Raw genomic sequence first — 20,380 nt, 5'->3', positions numbered from 1 at the left:
GAGGCAAGTGTCCGACGATCTGTTCGGGCGACCACTCCTTCGCCGGCAGGGTCGGCGCCGCCTGCCTCCAACCGGCACTGTCGCTCTGGCCGGTTGAATCCGAGTCCGTCAAAACGGAGCTGGTTCAGCGGGAACCTTCGGCCGGTTGCCGGACACGTATGGAGCATGGAACTGAATGACGCTGGTCCCGCCGTACCGGTCGGAGGGATATCTGACCGAGAGCTGTGGGCGAGGGCCGTCGACGGCGACCGGGAGGCGTTCGGTCTGATCTTCGACCGTCATGGGAGGACCGTCTACAACCACCTGTTCCGGCGGACCGCCGACTGGTCCGAGGCCGAAGACCTCACGTCGACCGTGTTCTTGCACGCCTGGCGTCGACGATCGGAGACGGTGCTGGACCGCGACTCGGCCTTGCCGTGGTTGCTGGGCATCGCCGACCGCCTGCTGTCGAACACCAGGCGGCGGTTGAGGCGGGCCGAGGCGTTGCTGCGCCGGCTCGTCTCGCATGACGAGTCGGTGGGCGACCACGCGGACCGTGTCGCCGTCCTGGTCGACGACGAGCGTCGTATGTCGGAGATCCACCGGGCGCTGGCTCGGCTGCCGCGCCACGAACGCGAGGTCGTCGAGCTCTGCGTGTGGTCCGGCCTGGATCAGCAGGCGGCTGCGGCAACGCTGAAGGTGGCGGTCGGAACCGTGAAGTCCAGACTGCACCGGGCGCGGCGGAGGCTGGGGGCCGACCTCGTCGGCAGATCCACGCTTCCGGCGTCATTCGGTTCGGTGAATCCCGTCAACGCGGAAGAGGTCGCACGATGAATGACATGCCGGGCATTCCCGCGGCTCCTTCCGATCGTGATCTGCCGAACCACCGGCGGACCCGAGAGGAGCTACTGAAGAAGATCGGCCCAGAGGACAACCGTGCTTCGCTGCGACGCGGGTGGGTGGTGCCGCTGGGTGTTGCCACCGGCGTTGTGGCGGTGAGCGTCGCGGCCGTGGCCGTCTTCGGCGGGGTAGGGGATGCCAAGCCGCTTCTCGCCGCTCCTGACGGAAACCCGACGAGCGCCGCCGCGCCACCGAGTCCGATCACGACGCGCGGCTCCACGTCGGCCGGAGCCGGGTCTGCGCCGTCACCGACTCGCACGACTTCCACCCCGGACGCGTTCGCCGTCACCAGCGGGACGACGACCCCGATCGACGCCGGGACCGTCGCCAGGATCCTCGCCTCCTGCCTGGGCTCGGATGCCTCGAGCTACCACGCGGTGGTCGCGGCCCGTGCTCCCGTCGTCTCGCAGCGCGGGGACGGTGTGGTCATCGCCGTCAACTCCGCCGATCAGTACGTGCAATGCGAGTCGAAGGGCGACAAGGGCAACAGCCAGGATTCCCCGCCCACGTTCATCAACGATCGCCTGTGGGGCACCGGTCATACGATTGAGTATTTCGACTCCATTCGCGAGTCCACCGGCAAGGGGCAATATCTCGTGCTGGGTGCCGGGCACTACACATCCGGCATTGCCAGGATCGCCATCAGCTACGGCGATAACCCGAAGCAGTACCCGGCGGTAATGGCAGGCGGAGCGTTCGTCTACGCGGCGGCTCTCTCCGCCGACGACCCCGGCTCGCACTATGCGGGCCCGAGCCCCTACGTCCACGCCTACGACGCGTCCGGTGAGGAGATCTACAATCAGGAGAAGGACCCGAAGTTCACCGATGACCAGTGAATCGGCCATTCGGCCGACCTAATTGCGGCCCGGTGAAGTCGAAGGACTGCGCGCCGGTCTCGCCGGCGCCGAGGATGAGCTCGCCCAGATCGGCAGACGTTCCCGCAAGCAAACATCGTCGGTCGCGATATGCCTACGGCCTGGAGCGAAGATCGTTGAGTGCGGGTGCAGATCGGGCGGACGCCGGCGCTCTCGGCGGCAACTGGCGCGAGCTGCCTCTCGAGCGGATCCGTGAACTACGGCGTCACAGGAACCTGACGGCCCATCCGGAGATGGCTTCTCGGCCACCTGCAGTACTGGTCGGATTGGATGCCCAAGCGTGGCGGCACCCGTTGTGACCTGCGCTGTACCAAAGTGCCAACCATCTCTCTGATCCGTGGCCTCAGGTTGCTGAAGCCAGTTGGCATCAGCGCAGGTCACGAACGTTTCCTGATGTCAGCTATCAATCCTGGTCACACGGCGACCCAGGGCTCGACAGGGCCGGGGCCGGCCGACGGGCTGGTGGCCGTCGGCCCCGCGGGTCACACTGCGGGCATGGCGTCCCGAGGCACACCCGATCCCGGGCTCTTCGGCCCCGCGTCCGTGACCTGGCAGATGCACGGCGACCCCATGATGTGGGTCGCCGGCGTCCGCGCGCTCTACCTCCAGGCGCTGCACCCGCGCGCGGTGCGCGGGGTCATGCAGAACTCCGACTTCCGGCAGGACGCCTGGGGCCGGCTGATGCGTACCGCCGACTTCGTCGGCACCACGACGTACGGCACCACCGAGGCCGCCGAGAAGGCCGGCGCCCGGGTCCGGAAGATCCACGCCAGGCTGACGGCGACCGACCCGGAGACCGGCGAACGGTACGGCGTCGACGAGCCCGCGCTGCTGCTGTGGGTGCACTGCGCCGAGATCGACTCCTATCTGCACGTCCTGCGCCGCTCCGGCTTCCCGCTCACCGACGCCCAGGCCGACCGCTACATCGGCGAACACCGCGTCGGCGCCCGCCTGGTGGGCCTGGACCCCGACGCCGTCCCGGCCGACCGGGCCGAGCTGGCCGCGTACTTCGCGCGGGTGCGTCCCGAACTCGCCGCAGGACCCGAGGCGCGCACCGTGGACGACTTCCTGCTGCACCCGCCGACGCACCCCCTCCTCGTCCCGGCGCGCGAGGTGCTGTGGCGGCGCGTGGCGGACCTGGCGTACGCCTCCCTGCCGCCGTACGCCCACACGTTGTACGGCAGACCGGCCCCGCGGCCCGTCACCGTCACCCGCAGGTTGCGTGCCACCGGCACCCTCCTGCGCTGTGTTCCCGCACGTCTGCGCTGGCGACTCCCGCCCAAACACATCCTGCGCGCCATGGCCCGCCTCGGCCCCGATGCGCGCCCGGCACCGTACAAAGTCGGACGATAGACCGCCATACTGGACGAGCCAGGGGAGGACGGGGCGAACGGGGGCGACCGTACGCGATGGCGGAGACCAGACTGATCCAGGGCCGGTACCGATTGCTCGACGTGATCGGGCGCGGCGGCATGGGCGAGGTGTGGCGGGCGCGGGACGAGTCGCTCGACCGGCATGTCGCCGTGAAGTGCCTCAAGCCGCGCGGTCCGGCGCACGACGCGACCTTCACCCGGGTGCTGCGCGAGCGGTTCAGGCGCGAGGCCCGGGTAGCCGCGGGCCTCCAGCACCGCGGGGTGACCGTCGTCCACGACTTCGGCGAGTCCGACGGCGTCCTCTTCCTGGTCATGGAGCTCCTGGAGGGCCGCGACCTGGGCCGGCTGCTGGAGGACGACGGCCACCGGCCGCTGCCCGTCGCGGACGTCGTCGAGATCGCCGACCAGGTCGCCGCCGCGCTCGCCTACACCCATCGCCAGGGCATCGTGCACCGCGACCTGAAGCCCGCCAACATCGTCCGGCTCACCGACGGCACCGTGAAGATATGCGACTTCGGCATCGCGCGGCTGGCCCACGACATCGGCTTCACCTCCCGGCTGACCGGCACCGGCATCGCCATGGGCACCCCGCACTACATGTCGCCCGAGCAGATCGGCGGCGACGAGGTCGACCGGCGAAGCGACCTGTACTCGCTCGGCTGCGTGCTGTACGAGATCGCCACCGGGGCGCCGCCGTTCGACCTCGACGACGCCTGGGCGGTCCTCATCGGCCACCGCGACACCCCGCCCCGCCCGCCGCGCGAGCACCGCGCCGAACTGCCCGGCTACCTGGAGCGGATCATCCTCGACCTGCTCGCCAAGGAACCCGGACAACGCCCCGGTGACGCCCTCGAAGTGGGCCGCCGGATCGCCGCGGGCCGCACCCCGGCGGTGTACGTGCCGACCGTGGTGAGCCCCCGTCCGCAGCTGCGCACCGCCGAGCCGGCCGCCCGCGAGCCGCGCCTGCCGTCCTGGACCCGGGGCATGACCACCGGCCACAAGGCGACCGCGGCCAGGCTGCGTCCCGTGCTCCCCGACGCCGGGGCCGCGCTCACCGGCGAGTGGATCGCGCGCCCGGTCACCGGCCGGCCCGCGCGGCCCCGGCCTGTGCAGCCCCCGCCCGCGCAGCCGCGGCCCGCCGCGGCGCCCGCCGCGGACCACGAGACCCTCACCGCCCTCGCCGGGCGCCACGGCACCGGGCTCGGACTGGGCCGGCTCGGCCGTTGGAGCGAGGCCGGCGAGGTGCATCGCGCGGTCGCCGCCGAACGCGAACGACTCCTCGGCCCCGACCACCCCGACACCCTCGCCAGCCGCTACGAGCTCGCCTTCACCCTCAGCCGCACCGGCCGCGCCGCCGACGCGCTGCGCGAGTACAAGCAGGTCGCCGCGGCCCGCACCCGGGCGCTGGGCGCCGACCATCCCGACTCGCTCGCCGTGCGCCAGGAGATGGCCTACGTCCTCGGACAGCTGGGCCGTCACTTCGACGCGCACCAGGTCTACCGCGCGGTGCTCACCGCCCGGGAGCAGCTCATGGGCCCGGACCACCCCGACACCCTGCGCTGCCGCCACAACCTCGCCTTCAACCTCAGCCGGCTCGGCCGTCCGCAGGACTCCTACCGCATGGCCCACGAGGTCGCCGCCGCCCGCGCCCGGGTGCTCGGCCCCGACCACCCGGACACCCTGGTGACCCGTTACGAGGTCGCCTACGCGCTCGGCCAGCTCGGCCGCTGGCCGGAGGCGCTCCAGCAGTACCGCGAGATCGCCGAGGCCCGCGCCCGGGTGCTCGGCCCCGACCACCCGGACACCCTCGCCGCCCGGCACGAGATCGGCATCAGCCTCGGCCGGCTGGGCCGCGGCGCGGAGGCGCTCGTCCTCTACCGCGAGCTCGCCGAGGCCCGCGCCCGGGTGCACGGCCCCGCCCACGCCGAGACCCTCCGCGCCCGCCACGGCCTGGGCGTCAACCTGGGCCGCCTCGGCCGCTGGGAGGAGGCCCTCGCCGAGGCCCGGGACGTGTGCGCGATCCGCGAACGCGCGCTGGGTCCCGACCACCCCGACACCCTGGTCAGCCGGCGCGAGGTCGCCGTGAGCCTGGGCTGGCTCGGCCGCTGGCCGGACGCGCTGGCCGAGTACCGCCAGGTGGCGTCGGCCCGCGAGCGCGTCCTCGGCGCGGACCACCCCGACACCCTCGCCGGCCGCAACGACGAGGCCCACTGCCTGGAACAGCTCGGACGCTCCGCGGAGGCGGTGGAGCTGTACCGGAGGGTCGCGGTGCTGCGTCAGCAACAGGCGTCGCAGGGCCACTGACCCCGGCGTCCGCCCTCTGGCCGACCGGGATCACCTCGTGTTTCCTGGGATCATGCCTGCTCTCGAGGGACATCGCAGCGGACGACGCGGTTACGACGCCGTGATCGTCGGCGGAGGACACAACGGCCTGGTCGCCGCCGCCTATCTGGCCCGGGCCGGACGATCCGTGCTGGTGCTGGAGCGGTTGGAGCGCACCGGCGGCGCCGCCGTCTCCACCCGCCCGTTCACCGGCGTCGACGCCCGGCTGTCGCGCTACTCCTACCTGGTCAGCCTGCTGCCGAAGAAGATCGTGCGCGATCTGGGCCTGGACTTCCGGGTGCGCGGGCGGACCATCTCCTCCTACACCCCCGTCGAACGCGACGGACGGCCCACCGGGCTGCTCGTCGGCGGCGGCGAACGGCGCAACCGCGAGGCCTTCGCCCGGCTGACCGGCGGCCCGCGCGAGTACGAGGCCTGGCGGCGCTTCTACGCCATGACGGGCCGCGTCGCCGAACGGGTCTTCCCGACCCTGACCGGCCCGCTGCCCACCCGCGAGGAACTGCGCCGCCGGGTCGACGACGAGGACGCCTGGCGGATGCTGTTCGAGGAGCCCATCGGGGTCGCCGTCGAGAAGCACTTCGCCGACGACCTGGTCCGCGGGGTCGTCCTGACCGACGCGCTCATCGGCACCTTCGCCGACGCCCACGACCCCTCGCTGAAGCAGAACCGCTGCTTCCTCTACCACGTGATCGGCGGCGGCACCGGAGCCTGGGACGTACCCGTCGGCGGCATGGGCGCCCTGACCGACGCGCTGGCCACGGCCGCCCGCCAGGCCGGCGCCGTCCTCGCGACCGGGCACGAGGCGCTGCGCATCGCCACGGACGGCCGCACGGCCGAGGTCACCTACCGCACGGCGGACGGCGAGGGTGTCGCCGAGGCCCGGCACGTCCTGGTCAACGCCTCCCCGCAGGCTCTCGCGGCCCTGACCGGCGACACCCCGCCGGCCCCCGCCGAGGGCGCCCAGCTCAAGGTGAACATGCTGCTCAAGCGGCTGCCGAGGCTGCGGGACAGGTCCGTCGACCCGCGCGAGGCGTTCGCCGGCACCTTCCACATCGCCGAGGGCTACGAGCAACTGGCCGCCGCGCACGCCCGGGCCGCCGCGGGCGAACTGCCCACCGCCCCGCCCTCCGAGATCTACTGCCACTCCCTCACCGACCCGACGATCCTCGGCCCGGACCTGGTCCGGCAGGGCTACCAGACCCTCACCCTCTTCGGCCTGCACACCCCGGCCCGCCTGTTCGCACAGGACAACGACGCCGTACGGGCGGAGCTGCTGAGGTCGACACTGGCCCAGCTCGACGCGCACCTCGACGAGCCGCTCGCCGACTGCCTCGCCGTCGACGCCGACGGGCGCCCGTGCCTGGAGGCGAAGACCCCGCTGGACCTGGAGCGCGACCTGCGGCTGCCCGGGGGCAACATCTTCCACCGCGACCTGTCCTGGCCGTACGCAGACGAGGGCACCGGCCGCTGGGGTGTGGCGACCCGGCACGCCAACGTGCTGCTCTGCGGGGCGGGCGCGGTGCGCGGCGGCGGGGTGAGCGGGGTGCCCGGGCACAACGCGGCGATGGCCGTGCTGGAGGAGGGGACCGACTGACCGCCCCGACGGCAGACCTCAGGGTCGGCGGATGGACCTGACGGCCTTGCGACTGGAGGCGGCCGCCGGCGCGACGGCTCCCGCGCTCCTGCTGAGCCCCTGGACCGCCGCCGACGCGCCCGCCCTGGTCGAGACGTACCGGGACGCGGCACTGCGCCGCTGGACCACCGGCGCGGTGGACGACGAGGAGAGCGCGGCGCGCTGGGTGCGGGAGCAGGAACGGGGCCGGGCGACGGGGGAGCGCTTCGCGTTCGCCGTCGTCGAGCGTCGCCCGGACGGCACCGAAGGCGCGCCCGCGGGCCATGTCGTGCTCAAGCGGCCCGTGGCCGGCGCGCCCGGTGCCGAGGTCGGCTACTGGACCGCGGCCTCCGCCCGGGGCCGGGGTCTGGCGCCCCGGGCCCTGGCCGTACTGGTGGACTGGGCGTTCGCCGCCTTCGCCGAGGACGGGCTGACCCGGCTCGAACTCCTCCACCAGCAGGACAACACCGCCTCCTGCCGCGTGGCCGAGAAGGCCGGGTTCGCCTTCACCGCCCTGCTGCCCGCGGCTCCGCCCGCCTTCCCCCTCGACGGCCATCTGCACACGGTCGTACGCGCGGCACGGCAGGAAGCCCGAGAAGCGGCGCGGCAGGAGGCCCGAGGAATCTGACGAGAAATCGGACGCCGATCTGACGGAGCATCAGAAAAGGTCTTCCGTCGGCAGACCGGCTGCGGCATCCTGCGCCCATGCAGACGGAGCTGAGCAGGAAACTGGGAGTCGAGCACGCCGTCTTCGGCTTCACGCCGTTCCCCGCCGTCGCCGCGGCCATCAGCAGGGCAGGCGGCTTCGGGGTGCTCGGCGCGGTCCGTTACACCGCCCCGGACGACCTCAAGCGCGACCTCGACTGGATCGAGGCGCACATCGGCGGCCGGCCCTACGGCCTGGACGTCGTCATGCCCGCCAATAAGGTCGAGGGCGTGACCGAGGCCGACGTCGAGGCGATGATCCCCGAGGGGCACCGCCGGTTCGTCACCGACACCCTCGCCAAGTACGGCGTGCCCGAGCTGGCCCCGGGCGAGCCGTCCGGCTGGCGGATCACCGGCTGGATGGAACAGGTCGCCCGCACCCAGCTCGACGTCGCCCTCGACTACCCGATCCGGCTGCTCGCCAACGCCCTCGGCTCGCCGCCCGCCGACGTCGTGGCCCGCGCCCACGACCGGGACGTGCTCGTCGCCGCGCTCGCCGGCAGCGCCCGGCACGCCCGCAAGCACCAGGAGGCGGGCATCGACATCGTCGTCGCGCAGGGGTACGAGGCCGGCGGCCACACCGGGGAGATCGCCACCATGGTGCTGACCCCCGAGGTGGTCGAGGCCGTCGCCCCGCTGCCCGTGCTGGCCGCCGGCGGCATCGGCAGCGGCGAGCAGGCCGCCGCCGCGTTCGCGCTCGGCGCCCAGGGGGTGTGGCTGGGATCCCTGTGGCTCACCACCACCGAGGCCGACCTCACCTCGCCCGCCCTGACCCGCAAACTGCTGGCCGCCGGCTCCGGCGACACCGTCCGCTCCCGCGCCCTGACCGGCAAACCGGCCCGCCAGCTGCGTACCGAATGGACCGACGCCTGGGACGCCCCGGACGGGCCCGGCACCCTCCCCATGCCCCTCCAGGGGCTGCTCGTCGCCGAGGCGGTCTCCCGCATCCAGAAGTACGAGATCGACCCGCTGCTCGGCACGCCCGTCGGCCAGATCGTCGGCCGCATGAACAGCGAACGCGGCGTCCAGGCCGTCCTCGACGACCTCACCCGCGGCTTCGAACGGGCCGTGGACCGCGTCAACCGCATCGCCGGAAGGAGCGGCCGGTCATGAGCACACCTCCCGTCGGATTCTGGGCCCAGGCCACCGCCGACCCCGACCGCACCGTCCTCGTCGCCCCCGACGGCGAACAGTGGACCGCCGGGCGCCTGCACGCCGCCGCCAACCGGCTCGTGCACGGCCTGCGCGCCGCCGGACTCGGACGCGGCGACTCCTTCGCGGTCGTCCTGCCCAATTCGGCCGAGTTCTTCGTGGCCTATCTGGCCGCCTCCCAGGCCGGGTTCTACCTCGTCCCGGTCAACCACCACTTCGTCGCACCCGAGATCGCCTGGATCGTCGCCGACTCCGGCGCCAAGGTGCTCCTCGCCCACGAACGGTTCGCCGGTACCGCCCGGCAGGCCGCCGACGAGGCCGGGCTGCCGGCCGACCGGCGGTACGCGGTCGGCGCGGTCGAGGGTTTCCGCCCGTACGCCGAACTCCTCCACGGACAACCGGAGTCGGCACCCGCGGACCGCACCCTCGGCTGGGTCATGAACTACACCTCGGGTACCACGGGACGCCCCCGCGGCATCCGGCGCCCGCTGCCCGGCAAGCTCCCCGAGGAGTCCTACCTCGGCGGTTTCCTCGGCATCTTCGGCATCCGGCCGCACGACGACAACGTCCACCTCGTCTGCTCGCCGCTCTACCACACGGCCGTCCTCCAGTTCGCGGGCGCCTCGCTGCACATCGGCCACCGGCTGGTGCTGATGGACAAGTGGACGCCCGAGGAGATGCTCCGCCTCATCGACACCCACCGGTGCACCCACACCCACATGGTCCCGACCCAGTTCCACCGGCTGCTCGCGCTGCCCGAGCAGGTCAGACGGTCGTACGACGTCTCCGCCATGCGGCACGCCATCCACGGCGCCGCGCCCTGCCCCGACCACGTCAAACGCGCGATGATCGACTGGTGGGGGCACGCGGTGGAGGAGTACTACGCGGCCAGCGAGGGCGGCGGCGCCTTCGCCACCGCCGAGGACTGGCTGAAGAAGCCCGGGACGGTCGGCAAGGCCTGGCCGATCAGCGAACTCGCGGTCTTCGACGACGACGGCAACCGGCTGCCGCCCGGCGAACTCGGCACCGTCTACCTGAAGATGAACACCGGCGGCTTCTCGTACCACAAGGACGAGGCCAAGACGCGCAAGAACCGCATCGGTGACTTCTTCACCGTCGGCGACCTCGGCTACCTCGACGAGGACGGCTACCTCTTCCTGCGCGACCGCAAGATCGACATGATCATCTCGGGCGGGGTCAACGTCTACCCGGCCGAGATCGAGTCCGCCCTCCTCGCGCACCCCGCCGTCGCCGACGCCGCCGCCTTCGGCATCCCGCACGACGACTGGGGCGAGGAGGTCAAGGCCGTCGTCGAACCGGCCCCGGGCCACGAGGCCGGCCCGGACCTCGCGGCCGCCCTCCTCGACCACTGCGCCGGGCGGCTCGCCGGCTACAAACGCCCGAAGACCGTCGACTTCGTCGCCGAGATGCCACGCGACCCCAACGGCAAGCTCTACAAGCGACGGCTGCGGGACCCCTACTGGGAGGGCCGTGCGAAGAAGATGTGACCCGACGCGGAGCACGGGGCCGGGAGCGTGCCGTGGCCGGGCGCTTGACCTCCTTCTTCCGCCGACCGAGGATCAGGTCCCATGACGCCTGGACACGGGAGCACGGTCGACGGGGTGCTGCGGCGCAGCGCCCGCCGCACCCCGGCGCGCGTCGCGGTGGACTACCGCGACCGCGCCTGGACCTACGAAGAACTCGACACGGCCGTCTCCCGCGCGGCGAGCGTGCTGCTCGACCAGGGCCTCGCCCCGGGCGACCGGGTCGGCGCCTACGGCCACAACTCCGACGCCTACCTGATCGCCTTCCTCGCCTGCGCCCGCGCGGGCCTGGTGCACGTACCGGTCAACCAGAACCTGACCGGCGACGATCTCGCCTACATCGTCGGCCAGTCGGGCAGCGCGCTGGTCCTCACCGACCCGGACCTGGCCGCGCGCCTGCCCTCGGACGTACGCACGCTGCCGCTGCGCGACAGCGACGACTCCCTGCTGGCCCGGCTGGCCACGGCGGCGCCGTACGACGGCCCCGAGCCGCGCGCCGAGGACCTGGTGCAGCTGCTCTACACCTCGGGGACGACGGCGCTGCCCAAGGGCGCGATGATGACCCATCGGGCGCTGGTGCACGAGTACTTGAGCGCGATCACCGCCCTCGACCTGAGCGCGGGCGACCGCCCGGTGCACTCCCTGCCGCTCTACCACTCGGCGCAGATGCACGTGTTCCTGCTGCCCTACCTGGCGGTCGGCGCGACGAACGTCATCCTCGACGGGCCCGACGGCGACGAGCTGTTCGACCTGATCGAGGCGGGCCGCGTGGACAGCCTGTTCGCGCCGCCGACGGTGTGGATCGGTCTGGCCAACCGCCCCGACTTCGCCACCCGCGACCTCGGCGGACTGCGCAAGGCCTACTACGGGGCGTCGATCATGCCCGTCCCGGTCCTGGAACGGCTGCGCGAGCGCCTGCCGAAGCTGGGCTTCTACAACTGCTTCGGCCAGAGCGAGATCGGCCCGCTGGCCACCGTCCTCGCCCCCGACGAGCACAAGGGCCGGATGGACTCCTGCGGCCGTCCGGTCCTCTTCGTGGACGCGCGGGTCGTCGACGAGGACGGCAAGGACGTCCCGGACGGCACGCCCGGTGAGATCGTCTACCGCTCCCCGCAGTTGTGCGAGGGCTACTGGGACAAGCCCGAGGAGACCGCCGAGGCGTTCCGCGACGGCTGGTTCCACTCCGGCGACCTCGCGGTGCGCGACGCCCACGGCTTCTTCACGGTCGTCGACCGGGTCAAGGACGTCATCAACTCCGGTGGTGTCCTGGTGGCCTCACGGCAGGTCGAGGACGCCCTGTACACCCACGACGCCGTCGCCGAGGTCGCCGTCGTCGGCCTGCCCGACGAACGCTGGATCGAGGCGGTCACCGCGATCGTGGTGCCGCGCGGCGAGGTCACCGAGGCCGAACTCGTGGCCCACGCCCGGGAGAAGCTCGCCCCCTTCAAGGCCCCCAAGCGGGTGCTCTTCGTCGAGACCCTGCCGCGCAACGCCAGCGGAAAGATCCTCAAGCGCGAGCTGCGGGACCGCTTCCACGACAGTCCATGAGCCGTTCGGCGGCCGGCGGCTTCACAGCACGGCGCGCTGGAAGGCCCCCGGTGTGATGCCGTACGTGCGCTTGAACCAGCGGTGGAAGTGCGCCTGGTCGGAGAAACCGGCGGACGCCGCGGCGTCCGCCGCCGACAGGCCACCGGCCAGCAGACACCGTGCCCGGCGCAGCCGCAGAAGGCGTTGGTAGTCGCTCGGCGGCATCCCGTACTCCCCCTGGAAGGCGCGGTACAGGGCGAAGCGGCTGCACCCCGCGGCTTCGGCCAGGTCGGCCGCCGAGACCGGTCCGAGGAACGCCTCGTCCAGCAGAGCACGGGCCCGGCGGGCGGCCTGACGTCGTGCCCGGTCCGTCAGTGTCCGCCCGCGCGGAGCACGGGTGGCGCCGCGTCGCGCCATCGCCAGGACGGCCGCGGTCAGGAGTTCCTCCCTCGCCAGCGGGGCGGAGCCGCCCACCAGGGCGGCGTGCAGGCGCGCCAGGCCGCCCGTGAGCACAGGATCGGTCAGGACAGGGCGCATGAACAGCGGCATCGCGCCGGTGCGCCCGTCGGAGGCGTCGGCGAGTATCCCGCGGACGACCGAGGGACCGATGTGCACGATGCGGTACTGATAGCCCGACTCCGCCGCGGCGCGGCCGTCGTGCACCTCGTCGGGGTTGAAGGCCATGACCATGCCGGCACCGCTGGTGTGGTCCGCTCCCCGGCAGCGGAACCTCTGCGCACCGATGTCGGTGATACCGAAGGAATACGTGTCGTGGCTGTGCCGGGGATACACATGCTCGAAGAAGTGCGCGTGCATGGCCTCCAACGGGCGAGCGCGGTCCCGCCAGTACCGTGCCCAGCCGTTCCCCGGTCCCACGGGCCCATTGTGACCCGCGCACCAGCGTTCAAGCCGGACGGGGCCCCGACCCCGCAGAGTCGCGGGCATGGAGACACGGAGAAGGACGAGCGGCCCGTACCTGCAACTGTCGATGACCATGGTGCTCTGGGGGAGTGCCTTCTCGAGCTCCAAGGCGGTCGTGGAGCACGTTCCTCACTCCGTGGGCGCCTTCCTGCGTTTCGGCGTCGGCGCCGCCACCCTGCTCCTGGCCGTCCGGCTGTTCGGCGACCGCGGGACGCGTGTCCCGGTCCGCAACGCGTGGCGGGCGGCGGGGGCGGGCGTGCCGGGCGTCTTCGCCTACAACGGCTTCTTCTTCTGGGGCCTGTCACTGGCCCCCTCCCTGGACGCCGGCATCCTCATCCCGGTCATGAGCCCCGTGCTCACCAGCGCGTACCTGCTGGTGACCGGCAAGGAACGGGCGGGACGGGCCCGGACGGCGGGTCTGGCCCTGGGGCTCGTCGGCGCGGTGGTCTTCTTCCTCGGTGCCGGCGGCGGCGCTCAGGAAGGCTCGTCACGGCTCTGGGGTGACGCCCTGTTCCTCGCGAGCGCGGTCTGCTGGGCCTCGTACACGCTGCTGGGATCCCGTGTCCTGTCCGGCGTCGAACCGCTGCGCGCCACCACGTACGCGACCTGCGCGGGGGCCGTGCTGCTCGGCGTCCTCGCCGCACCCGACATGGCGGGAGTACGGTGGCGCGAACTGCCGTCGGGCGTCTGGCTGAACACCGTGTACCTCGCCGTGGGCGCCGCGGCCGTGGCCAACCTGCTCTACTACCGCGGGGTGGCTGCCGTGGGACCCGCGAACGCCTCCCTCATGATGTTCAACGTCCCGGTGATCAACACTCTGTGCGCCACGCTCCTCCTCGACGAGTCCTTCGGCCGGCTCCAGGGAGCGGGGGCGCTGATCCTGCTCGCGGGAGCCGCTCTCGCCGTCTCCCGGGGCAGGCTCCCCCGCCGCAGGACCGCCCCCGCCCGGCAGCCGTTCCCGATGGCCGGGGACGCGGACGGCCGGAGCGACCCGGCAGTGTGAGGCGGCGACCGGCCGGGCGGACACCACCGACGACACCGGGTACCCGCCCGCGATCCACGACCGAGGTCCGGGTGCCTCGCTCTCCACCTCCGTCAGGAACGGCCTCGGGCGGACCTTCGCGCCACGGCGTCGGGGTCCACGCCCCGCTGCCGTAGCCGCGCGCGGACCCTCTCCCACCGCTCGGCGGGCAACTGCCACCCGATCGCCGATCCGGTGTCACTCGCGGAGAAGGAGACTCCTGATCCCCTCGGCCCCCAGATCTCCGCGGAGATGGTGTGCGGTACGAGGGTGATGAACCATTCGCGCTGCCGCTCGTCCGTCAGGTCCAGGAAGACGGCGGTCTCCCCTTCCCGGGCCCCCGTCGCAGCGGTGACGGCGTCGAGGGCGGCCTGGGCGTCCGAAGGCCAGGGGAGGTCGGAGATGAGATCGATGTCCGTCGAAGCCGCGTCGGGCGCCACCTCCCGAATCACCTCTTCCACCACTGCCCGCGCCGTTCCGGGGGCGGTGCCCCCAGCGAGGAGCAGGTCGAGCGGGCGCGGCTTCCGATCACCACGACGTCCGAAAGGCCGCGCGAACTCGCTGAGTACGTGGGTGAGTGGGCGTCTGCCAGTCATCGGGCTCGTCGTCGCTTCCGTTGAGGTCCTGCGCGGATCGTCTCATCGGTTGCGGGTGCCGGCCGCGCAATTTACTTGCAGGGGGCTCCGGCTTCGGCGGCGCGGCTTCTGCCGTGGCAGCCTGGTGCCCGGCCGATGACGCAGGAGCAGCGGCCACGGCCTCATCAAATTTTTCGACAGGACGCCGACCGGCTGGCATGCTTCGCACATGACCTACGGAATCGAGTCCCACCCCACCCGGTGAGCGCCCGGGAAGAGCGCGACGCGCTCACTCCTGCGACCGCCCTGCACGACCGTGTCCTGCATCTGCTGAGCGAGTCCACCGACGGGGCCCCGTCCCGGCGCGGCTACTCCCTGCCCCGGAAGACCGCACCGGGTGAGGACCCGCTCTCCCGGCAAGAGGCGCTGAATGCCGTCCGGGAAGCACTCAGCCCACTTCCGGACGACCCCGCCACCCTGCACCGCCGCTTCGAACGACTCGGCATCCAGGATCACCACAGGCACCTGATCGAGTCCATCGTGGTCGGGCTGCCCCTGTCGGCCGGACAGACGGATGCGGCCCGCACCCTGGCACGGCGGCTGACCCGCACCGGTACCACGGTGCTCACCGTCACCGCGGGCATCGCCCTGCTGGGCCGCGTCGGCGAGCCCGAGGACGTCCCGTATCTCTCCGTTCTCGGCCTGCTGCGGGAACTCACCGGTCCGGCTGTCACCGCGCTCGACATCCTCGATCGCCGGTCTGCCGCTGTCCTGTGGCTCGCGGTCCGCGCCGGCCGCGACGAACTGCGACCACTCGTCCGAGCCCTGTGGACGGGCGACCGGCAAGCCGTGCGAACGGAGTCGACCGCGCTGCCTGCCTCACCGCGCTTCGTCGGCAGCGCGGTCGCCCGCCGGATCGCGGAGGCTTCCCGGCTGTCCGGCCTGCTCGACCGGCACCCCGACGACACCCGGCTGCTGGCCCACGCGGGCCGGCTGCTCGTCCGGATGGGGAGCTCACGCGACGACCCGACCGACCTCCTCGCCTACCGCGACGCGCTGCGCGTGTACGACAGCGTCGTCGGCCGAGCCGGTCTGCTGGCGCCCACCCTCGACAACGCAGCCATGCTGCTGTCGCTCGCCCAGGAACTGAGCAGCGGCACCGGCGTGCTGCTGGACTGGCCGCCCGGGCGGCGCGCGGCACTGCTGGAATCGCTCGGACGGCTGCTGGCCGAGCCCCGATGGACGTCGGCGGGTGCCACCGGCGGCGAGGCGGTGCAGCGGTGGCGGGCCGACTGGATCCGCCGCACCGGACGACAGCCGTTCAGCCACCCGGCCACGCCCGACAGGTTCCGCGTCGAGGTGGTGACCGGTGACCCCGCGGACCGAGAACCCGTCGAGACGCGTGTGCTCATCGACGGCCGCCCGGTGGTCCCGGCCCTCTTCGGCCGTGGTCCCGCCCACAGCCCCGAGTATCTGCTGGACGGAGGCCGGCTGCGGGCGGGGGAGGAGCCCCGAGAAGTGCAACTCGCGGAGGCCACCTGCACGGAGGGGTGCTGCGGCGCGCTCTACGTCACCATCCGGCGGGACGCGGACCAAGTGGTCTGGGAGAACTGGCGGCAGACCATGACGGGCTCCCGTGAGCCCGCGACCGAACCACCCGCCCACCGGTTCGACGCCGCCGCCTACGACACGGAGATCGCCAGGGCGGAGACCGACCGCGCCTGGTCCTGGCGGGCCCGCACCGTCGCCCGCCTGATCAAGGCGGGACTGATCGAGGAACCGGACCTGCTGAGCCGATGGGATGCGAGCCGCGGTTGGATCAGCAGCGGCTTCGACGACCCCGACACCGCCGTGGTCACCTTCTGGTACGTGCCGGGGTCGGCATCCGGCCGACCGGAACGAGCCGACAGCCCCCTTCAGTTCCGCTGGGTCGTCCCGGACGACGGCACCCCGCCCGAGGCACAGGCCGCCGCCGCGCTGCGCCGGCTGGCCGAAGAGGACCCGAAGTCCTACGCACAGGTGTGCGGCGGCAGCCGTCAGCGTGCCGAGGAGCTCGGGTTCCCCTGGCCCGACGGCCCTCGTACCGGTGACACGTCCTGAACCACGGAGGAGGCGCCGACGCTCCTGCGGCCGGTGTGGCCCTGGGAAGCGCGGTGCGGTGCGGAGCAGGCGACCGCTCGTCGTGCGCTCGGGGGCGAAGGGGGAGCCGTCGGGGGCACGGGCCGGGAAAACCGTTGCGCCCGGCCGCCGGGCGGGGCGAGGATCCCGGCCATGCCGACCTTCGCCGCGCCCGACGGGACCGAACTCGCCTACCACGTGAAGGGCGAGGGCGAGCCGCTCGTCGTGCTGCCCGGCGGGCCGATGCGGGCGTCCGTGTACCTCGGCGACCTCGGCGGGCTGACCGCGCACCGCCGTCTGATCCTGCTCGATCTGCGCGGCACCGGAGACTCCGCGGTGCCGGCGGACCCTGCGAGCTACCGGTGCGACCGGCTCGTGGACGACGTGGAGGCGCTCCGGGTCCATCTGGGACTGGAGCGGATGGACATGCTGGCCCACTCCGCGGGCGGCAGCCTGGCGATGCTGTACGCGGGCCGGTACCCGCACCGCCTCGCACGGCTCGTGCTGGTCACCGCCACACCGTGGGCCCTGGGGCGGCCGGCGACCGTCGAGCACCGCCTGGCCGCGGCCCGGCTGCGCGCGGACGAACCGTGGTTCGCCCGGGCGTACCCGGTGTTCGAGGCATGGCTCGGCGGCGATGAGGGGGCGGACGAGGACTTGACGGCCTTCGCCGGGTTCTTCTACGGACGCTGGGACGACACCGCCCGCGCCCATGTGGCGGCGCTGGACGACCAGGTGAACGACGCCGCCGGGGACGTCTGCTTCTCCGACGGCGCCTTCGACCCGGTCGCCACCCGGCGGGCGCTCCGCCGGGTCGCCGCGCCCGTGCTGGTTCTCGCAGGCGAGGTCGACGGCGGTCCCCGTCCCGAGCTCGCCCGGGAGGCCGCCGAGGCCTTCGCGGACGCCGAGTTCGCCGTACAGCCGGGCGCCGGGCACTATCCGTGGCTGGACGACCCGGAGTGGTTCACGGGCCGGGTCACGGCGTTCCTCGACGGCCGTCGCGCCGCCGAGCCGTCGGCGCGGCGGCCGTGAAGCCGGGGCGCGGAGGGTTCAGCGGTCCTCCGCCACCGCCACCTCGCGCGCCCACCGGTAGTCCGCCTTGCCGCTCGGTGAGCGGCGGACGGTTTCGGTGATCACCAGTTGGCGCGGGATCTTGTACCCGGCGAGGTGGGTGCGGCAGTGGGCCTGGATGTCCTCCAGGGACGGCCTCGGCGCCCCCGCGCGCAGCTGCACCACCGCCGCCACATGGCTGCCCCAGCGCACGTCCGGCACCCCGGCCACCAGGGCGTCGTACACGTCGGGATGGGACTTCAGCGCCTGCTCGACCTCCTCCGGATACACCTTCTCGCCCCCGGTGTTGATGCACTGCGAGCCGCGGCCGAGCACGGTGACCACGCCCTCCTCGTCGACGGTCGCCATGTCGCCCAGCAGCACCCACCGCTCGCCGTCCTTCTCGAAGAAGGTCTCGGCGGTCTTCCGGGGGTCGTTGTAGTAGCCGAGCGGGACGTGCCCGCACTGGGCGACCCGTCCGGTCCCACCGACGGCGATCGGCTCGTGCGTCGCCGGATCCACCACCTGGGTGCGGGAGTTGACGCGGATGCGGAAGCCGCGCTCGGGCCCCGAGTCGGCGGTCGCGGTGCCGTTGAAGCCGGACTCGGAGGAGCCGAAGTTGTTCAGCAGCATGGCGTTCGGGACGAGTTCGGTGAACTGCCTGCGCACGGTGTCCGACATGATCGCGCCCGACGAGGAGACGCTGAACAGCGCCGAGCAGTCCGTGCCCTTCATGGGCCCGCCGAGGGCGTCGATGAGCGGGCGCAGCATCGCGTCGCCGACCAGCGACATGCTGGTGACCCGCTCCCGCTCGACCGTCCGCAGCACCTCCTCGGGCACGAACTTGCGGTGCAGCACGATGCGTTGGCCGAAGTTGAAGCCGATGAACGCGGTCAGGGTGGAGGTGCCGTGCATGAGCGGCGGGGTGGGGAAGAACGTGATGCCCGCACCGCCCGCCGCGACGCGCTCCGCGAGCTCGTGGGGTGCGCGCACCGGCTCGCCGGTCGGCGCCCCGCCGCCGAGCCCGGCGAAGAACAGGTCCTCCTGGCGCCACATCACGCCCTTGGGCAGCCCCGTGGTGCCGCCGGTGTAGATGATGAACTGGTCGTTGCCCGACCGGGCGGGGAACCCCCGGCCGGGGTCGCCCGCGGCCTCCGCCTCGCCGAACGGCACGGCCGCCGGGTCCGTCCCGGGCGTCCCCTCCGCCGGGGCCCCGACCCGCAGCAGGTGCCGCAGCTTCGGCGCCCGGGGCAGTGCCGCCGCCACCCGGTCGGTGAACTCCGCGTCGAAGACCAGTGCCACCAGGTCGGCGTCCCGGTAGAGGTAGGTCAGCTCCTCCTCCACGTACCGGTAGTTGACGTTCACCGGCACGATCCGCGCCTTGAGGCACCCGATCACCGTCTGGAGGTACTCGACGCCGTTGTAGAGGTGCAGGCCCAGGTGCTCGCCCGGGCGGATCCCGGCGGCGACGAGGTGGTGGGCGATCCGGTTGGCCGCCGCGTCCAGCTCCGCATAGGTCAGCCGGCGTTCCGCGCCCGTGCCGGGGTGGTCGACGTACACCAGTGCCTCGCGGTCCGGCACCACGTCGACGACCGACTCGAACAGGTCGGCAAGGTTGTACTCCACCGTTCCTCCTGACCCCGGGGGTGTCTGGCATCCGACGGTTCGCCGGTCATCAGAGCAAAGGGCGGGGCAACAGGGAAGGGTCCACACCAAGAAATCTGACTATCTGTCAGAAAACCCTTGAAGTGCCTCCTCCGCTCCTGCAACCTGTTCTCGTTCTCGAGAGGGGAGATGGGCGATGGGTGGGACGGAACACCTCACCGTGCGGCGCGAGGGCGCCACACTCGTGCTCACGCTCAACCGGCCGGACGCCAGGAACGCGCTCTCGCTGGGGATGCTCGTCGGCCTGTACGACGGCTGGATCGAGGCCGACGAGGACGACACCGTCCGCTCGGTCGTGCTCACCGGCGCGGGCGGCTCCTTCTGCGCCGGGATGGACCTCAAGGCCCTGGCCGGACAGGGGATGGACGGCGAACGTCACCGCGAGCGGCTCACCGCCGACCCCGATCTGCACTGGAAGGCGATGCTGCGCCACCACCGCCCGCGCAAGCCGGTGATCGCCGCCGTCGAGGGGTACTGCGTCGCGGGCGGCACGGAGATCCTCCAGGGCACCGACATCCGGGTGGCCGGCGAGTCCGCGACCTTCGGGCTCTTCGAGGTCAGGCGTGGCCTGTTCCCGATCGGCGGCTCCACGGTCCGGCTGCAACGCCAGATCCCGCGCACCCACGCCCTGGAGATGCTGCTCACCGGCCGCCCCTACACCGCCCGGGAAGCGGCCGGGATCGGCCTGGTCGGACACGTCGTCCCCGACGGCACGGCCCTGGCGAAGGCACTGGAGATCGCCGAACTGGTCAACTCCTGCGGCCCGCTCGCCGTGGAGGCCGTCAAGGCCTCGGTGTACGAGACCGCCGAGATGACCGAGAGCGACGGTCTCGCGGCCGAACTCAAGCGCGGCTGGCCGGTGTTCGACACCGCCGACGCCAAGGAAGGCGCCCGTGCCTTCGCCGAGAAACGGCCGCCCGTCTACAAGCGCGCCTGACCCGAGCGCCCGTCCTGCGCGCCCCGCCCGTGCGCCCGACCGGCGTCCGACCCGCGCGCCCGATCCCGCCGAGGAGAGAGAGC

General features: G+C 72.6%; 16 protein-coding genes. 13 read left to right on the top strand and 3 right to left on the bottom strand.

Features of this window, described 5'->3' with window-relative positions; genetic code table 11:
• The first annotated feature begins 165 nt into the window (after positions 1 to 165).
• From ACZ60B_RS24590 to ACZ60B_RS24550, 9 genes are all read left to right on the top strand, one after another.
• Positions 166 to 813: an RNA polymerase sigma factor gene (locus tag ACZ60B_RS24590; protein WP_469390366.1), complete on the top strand. Its 648-nt coding sequence runs from the start codon at positions 166 to 168 to the stop codon at positions 811 to 813.
• Positions 814 to 818: 5 nt separating this feature from the next.
• A complete protein-coding gene (locus tag ACZ60B_RS24585) occupies positions 819 to 1,715 on the top strand; it encodes a hypothetical protein (protein ID WP_469390363.1) in 897 nt (298 codons plus the stop codon).
• A 534-nt stretch (positions 1,716 to 2,249) separates the two neighbouring features.
• Positions 2,250 to 3,107, top strand: coding sequence for an oxygenase MpaB family protein (locus ACZ60B_RS24580; protein ID WP_469390361.1), 858 nt, complete (start codon positions 2,250 to 2,252; stop codon positions 3,105 to 3,107).
• A 56-nt stretch (positions 3,108 to 3,163) separates the two neighbouring features.
• Positions 3,164 to 5,431, top strand: coding sequence for a serine/threonine-protein kinase (locus tag ACZ60B_RS24575; RefSeq protein WP_469390359.1), 2,268 nt, complete (start codon positions 3,164 to 3,166; stop codon positions 5,429 to 5,431).
• A gap of 52 nt (positions 5,432 to 5,483) precedes the next feature.
• Positions 5,484 to 7,064, top strand: a complete 1,581-nt coding sequence (locus tag ACZ60B_RS24570; protein WP_469390357.1) for a phytoene desaturase family protein — start codon at positions 5,484 to 5,486, stop codon at positions 7,062 to 7,064.
• A gap of 31 nt (positions 7,065 to 7,095) precedes the next feature.
• Positions 7,096 to 7,710, top strand: a complete 615-nt coding sequence (locus ACZ60B_RS24565; protein ID WP_469390356.1) for a GNAT family N-acetyltransferase — start codon at positions 7,096 to 7,098, stop codon at positions 7,708 to 7,710.
• Between the two features lie 77 nt (positions 7,711 to 7,787).
• The gene (locus ACZ60B_RS24560) at positions 7,788 to 8,900 is read left to right on the top strand and encodes an NAD(P)H-dependent flavin oxidoreductase (RefSeq protein WP_469390354.1); all 1,113 of its coding nucleotides are present in this window, start codon (positions 7,788 to 7,790) and stop codon (positions 8,898 to 8,900) included.
• Complete coding sequence (locus ACZ60B_RS24555; RefSeq protein ID WP_469390352.1) at positions 8,897 to 10,447, top strand: acyl-CoA synthetase; 1,551 nt, start codon at positions 8,897 to 8,899, stop codon at positions 10,445 to 10,447. Before ACZ60B_RS24560 ends, ACZ60B_RS24555 begins: the two co-directional genes overlap by 4 nt.
• Positions 10,448 to 10,528: 81 nt before the next feature.
• Positions 10,529 to 12,031, top strand: coding sequence for an acyl-CoA synthetase (locus tag ACZ60B_RS24550; RefSeq protein WP_469390350.1), 1,503 nt, complete (start codon positions 10,529 to 10,531; stop codon positions 12,029 to 12,031).
• A 21-nt stretch (positions 12,032 to 12,052) separates the two neighbouring features.
• Here the strand turns inward: ACZ60B_RS24550 and ACZ60B_RS24545 are convergent, their stop codons facing one another.
• On the bottom strand, positions 12,053 to 12,826 hold the full coding sequence (locus ACZ60B_RS24545; protein ID WP_469390402.1) for an AraC family transcriptional regulator: 774 nt from the start codon (positions 12,824 to 12,826) through the stop codon (positions 12,053 to 12,055).
• A gap of 127 nt (positions 12,827 to 12,953) precedes the next feature.
• On the opposite strand from ACZ60B_RS24545, the gene ACZ60B_RS24540 reads away from it, so the two are divergent.
• Positions 12,954 to 13,934 (top strand): DMT family transporter, encoded by a 981-nt coding sequence (locus ACZ60B_RS24540; RefSeq protein ID WP_469390348.1) that lies wholly within the window; start codon positions 12,954 to 12,956, stop codon positions 13,932 to 13,934.
• Between the two features lie 92 nt (positions 13,935 to 14,026).
• Here the strand turns inward: ACZ60B_RS24540 and ACZ60B_RS24535 are convergent, their stop codons facing one another.
• Positions 14,027 to 14,392 carry a hypothetical protein gene (locus ACZ60B_RS24535; RefSeq protein ID WP_469390346.1) on the bottom strand — a complete coding sequence of 122 codons (366 nt, stop codon included), beginning with the start codon at positions 14,390 to 14,392 and terminating at the stop codon, positions 14,027 to 14,029.
• A gap of 396 nt (positions 14,393 to 14,788) precedes the next feature.
• Here ACZ60B_RS24535 and ACZ60B_RS24530 point away from each other — a divergent pair, with 396 nt between their 5' ends.
• Both ACZ60B_RS24530 and ACZ60B_RS24525 read left to right on the top strand, forming a co-directional pair.
• Complete coding sequence (locus ACZ60B_RS24530; RefSeq protein ID WP_469390344.1) at positions 14,789 to 16,627, top strand: hypothetical protein; 1,839 nt, start codon at positions 14,789 to 14,791, stop codon at positions 16,625 to 16,627.
• Positions 16,628 to 16,798: 171 nt separating this feature from the next.
• The gene (locus tag ACZ60B_RS24525; protein ID WP_469390341.1) at positions 16,799 to 17,677 is read left to right on the top strand and encodes an alpha/beta fold hydrolase; all 879 of its coding nucleotides are present in this window, start codon (positions 16,799 to 16,801) and stop codon (positions 17,675 to 17,677) included.
• 18 nt (positions 17,678 to 17,695) lie between these two features.
• On the opposite strand, the gene ACZ60B_RS24520 is transcribed toward ACZ60B_RS24525, so the two are convergent.
• Positions 17,696 to 19,321: an acyl-CoA synthetase gene (locus ACZ60B_RS24520; protein WP_469390339.1), complete on the bottom strand. Its 1,626-nt coding sequence runs from the start codon at positions 19,319 to 19,321 to the stop codon at positions 17,696 to 17,698.
• A 175-nt stretch (positions 19,322 to 19,496) separates the two neighbouring features.
• Between ACZ60B_RS24520 and ACZ60B_RS24515 the strand changes: the two genes are divergently transcribed.
• Positions 19,497 to 20,297 (top strand): crotonase/enoyl-CoA hydratase family protein, encoded by an 801-nt coding sequence (locus ACZ60B_RS24515; protein ID WP_469390337.1) that lies wholly within the window; start codon positions 19,497 to 19,499, stop codon positions 20,295 to 20,297.
• Positions 20,298 to 20,380: the final 83 nt, after the last annotated feature.

This window comes from Streptomyces sp. NPDC104096 (genome assembly GCF_055584385.1).
This window is presented reverse-complemented; position numbering and strand designations above follow the sequence as displayed.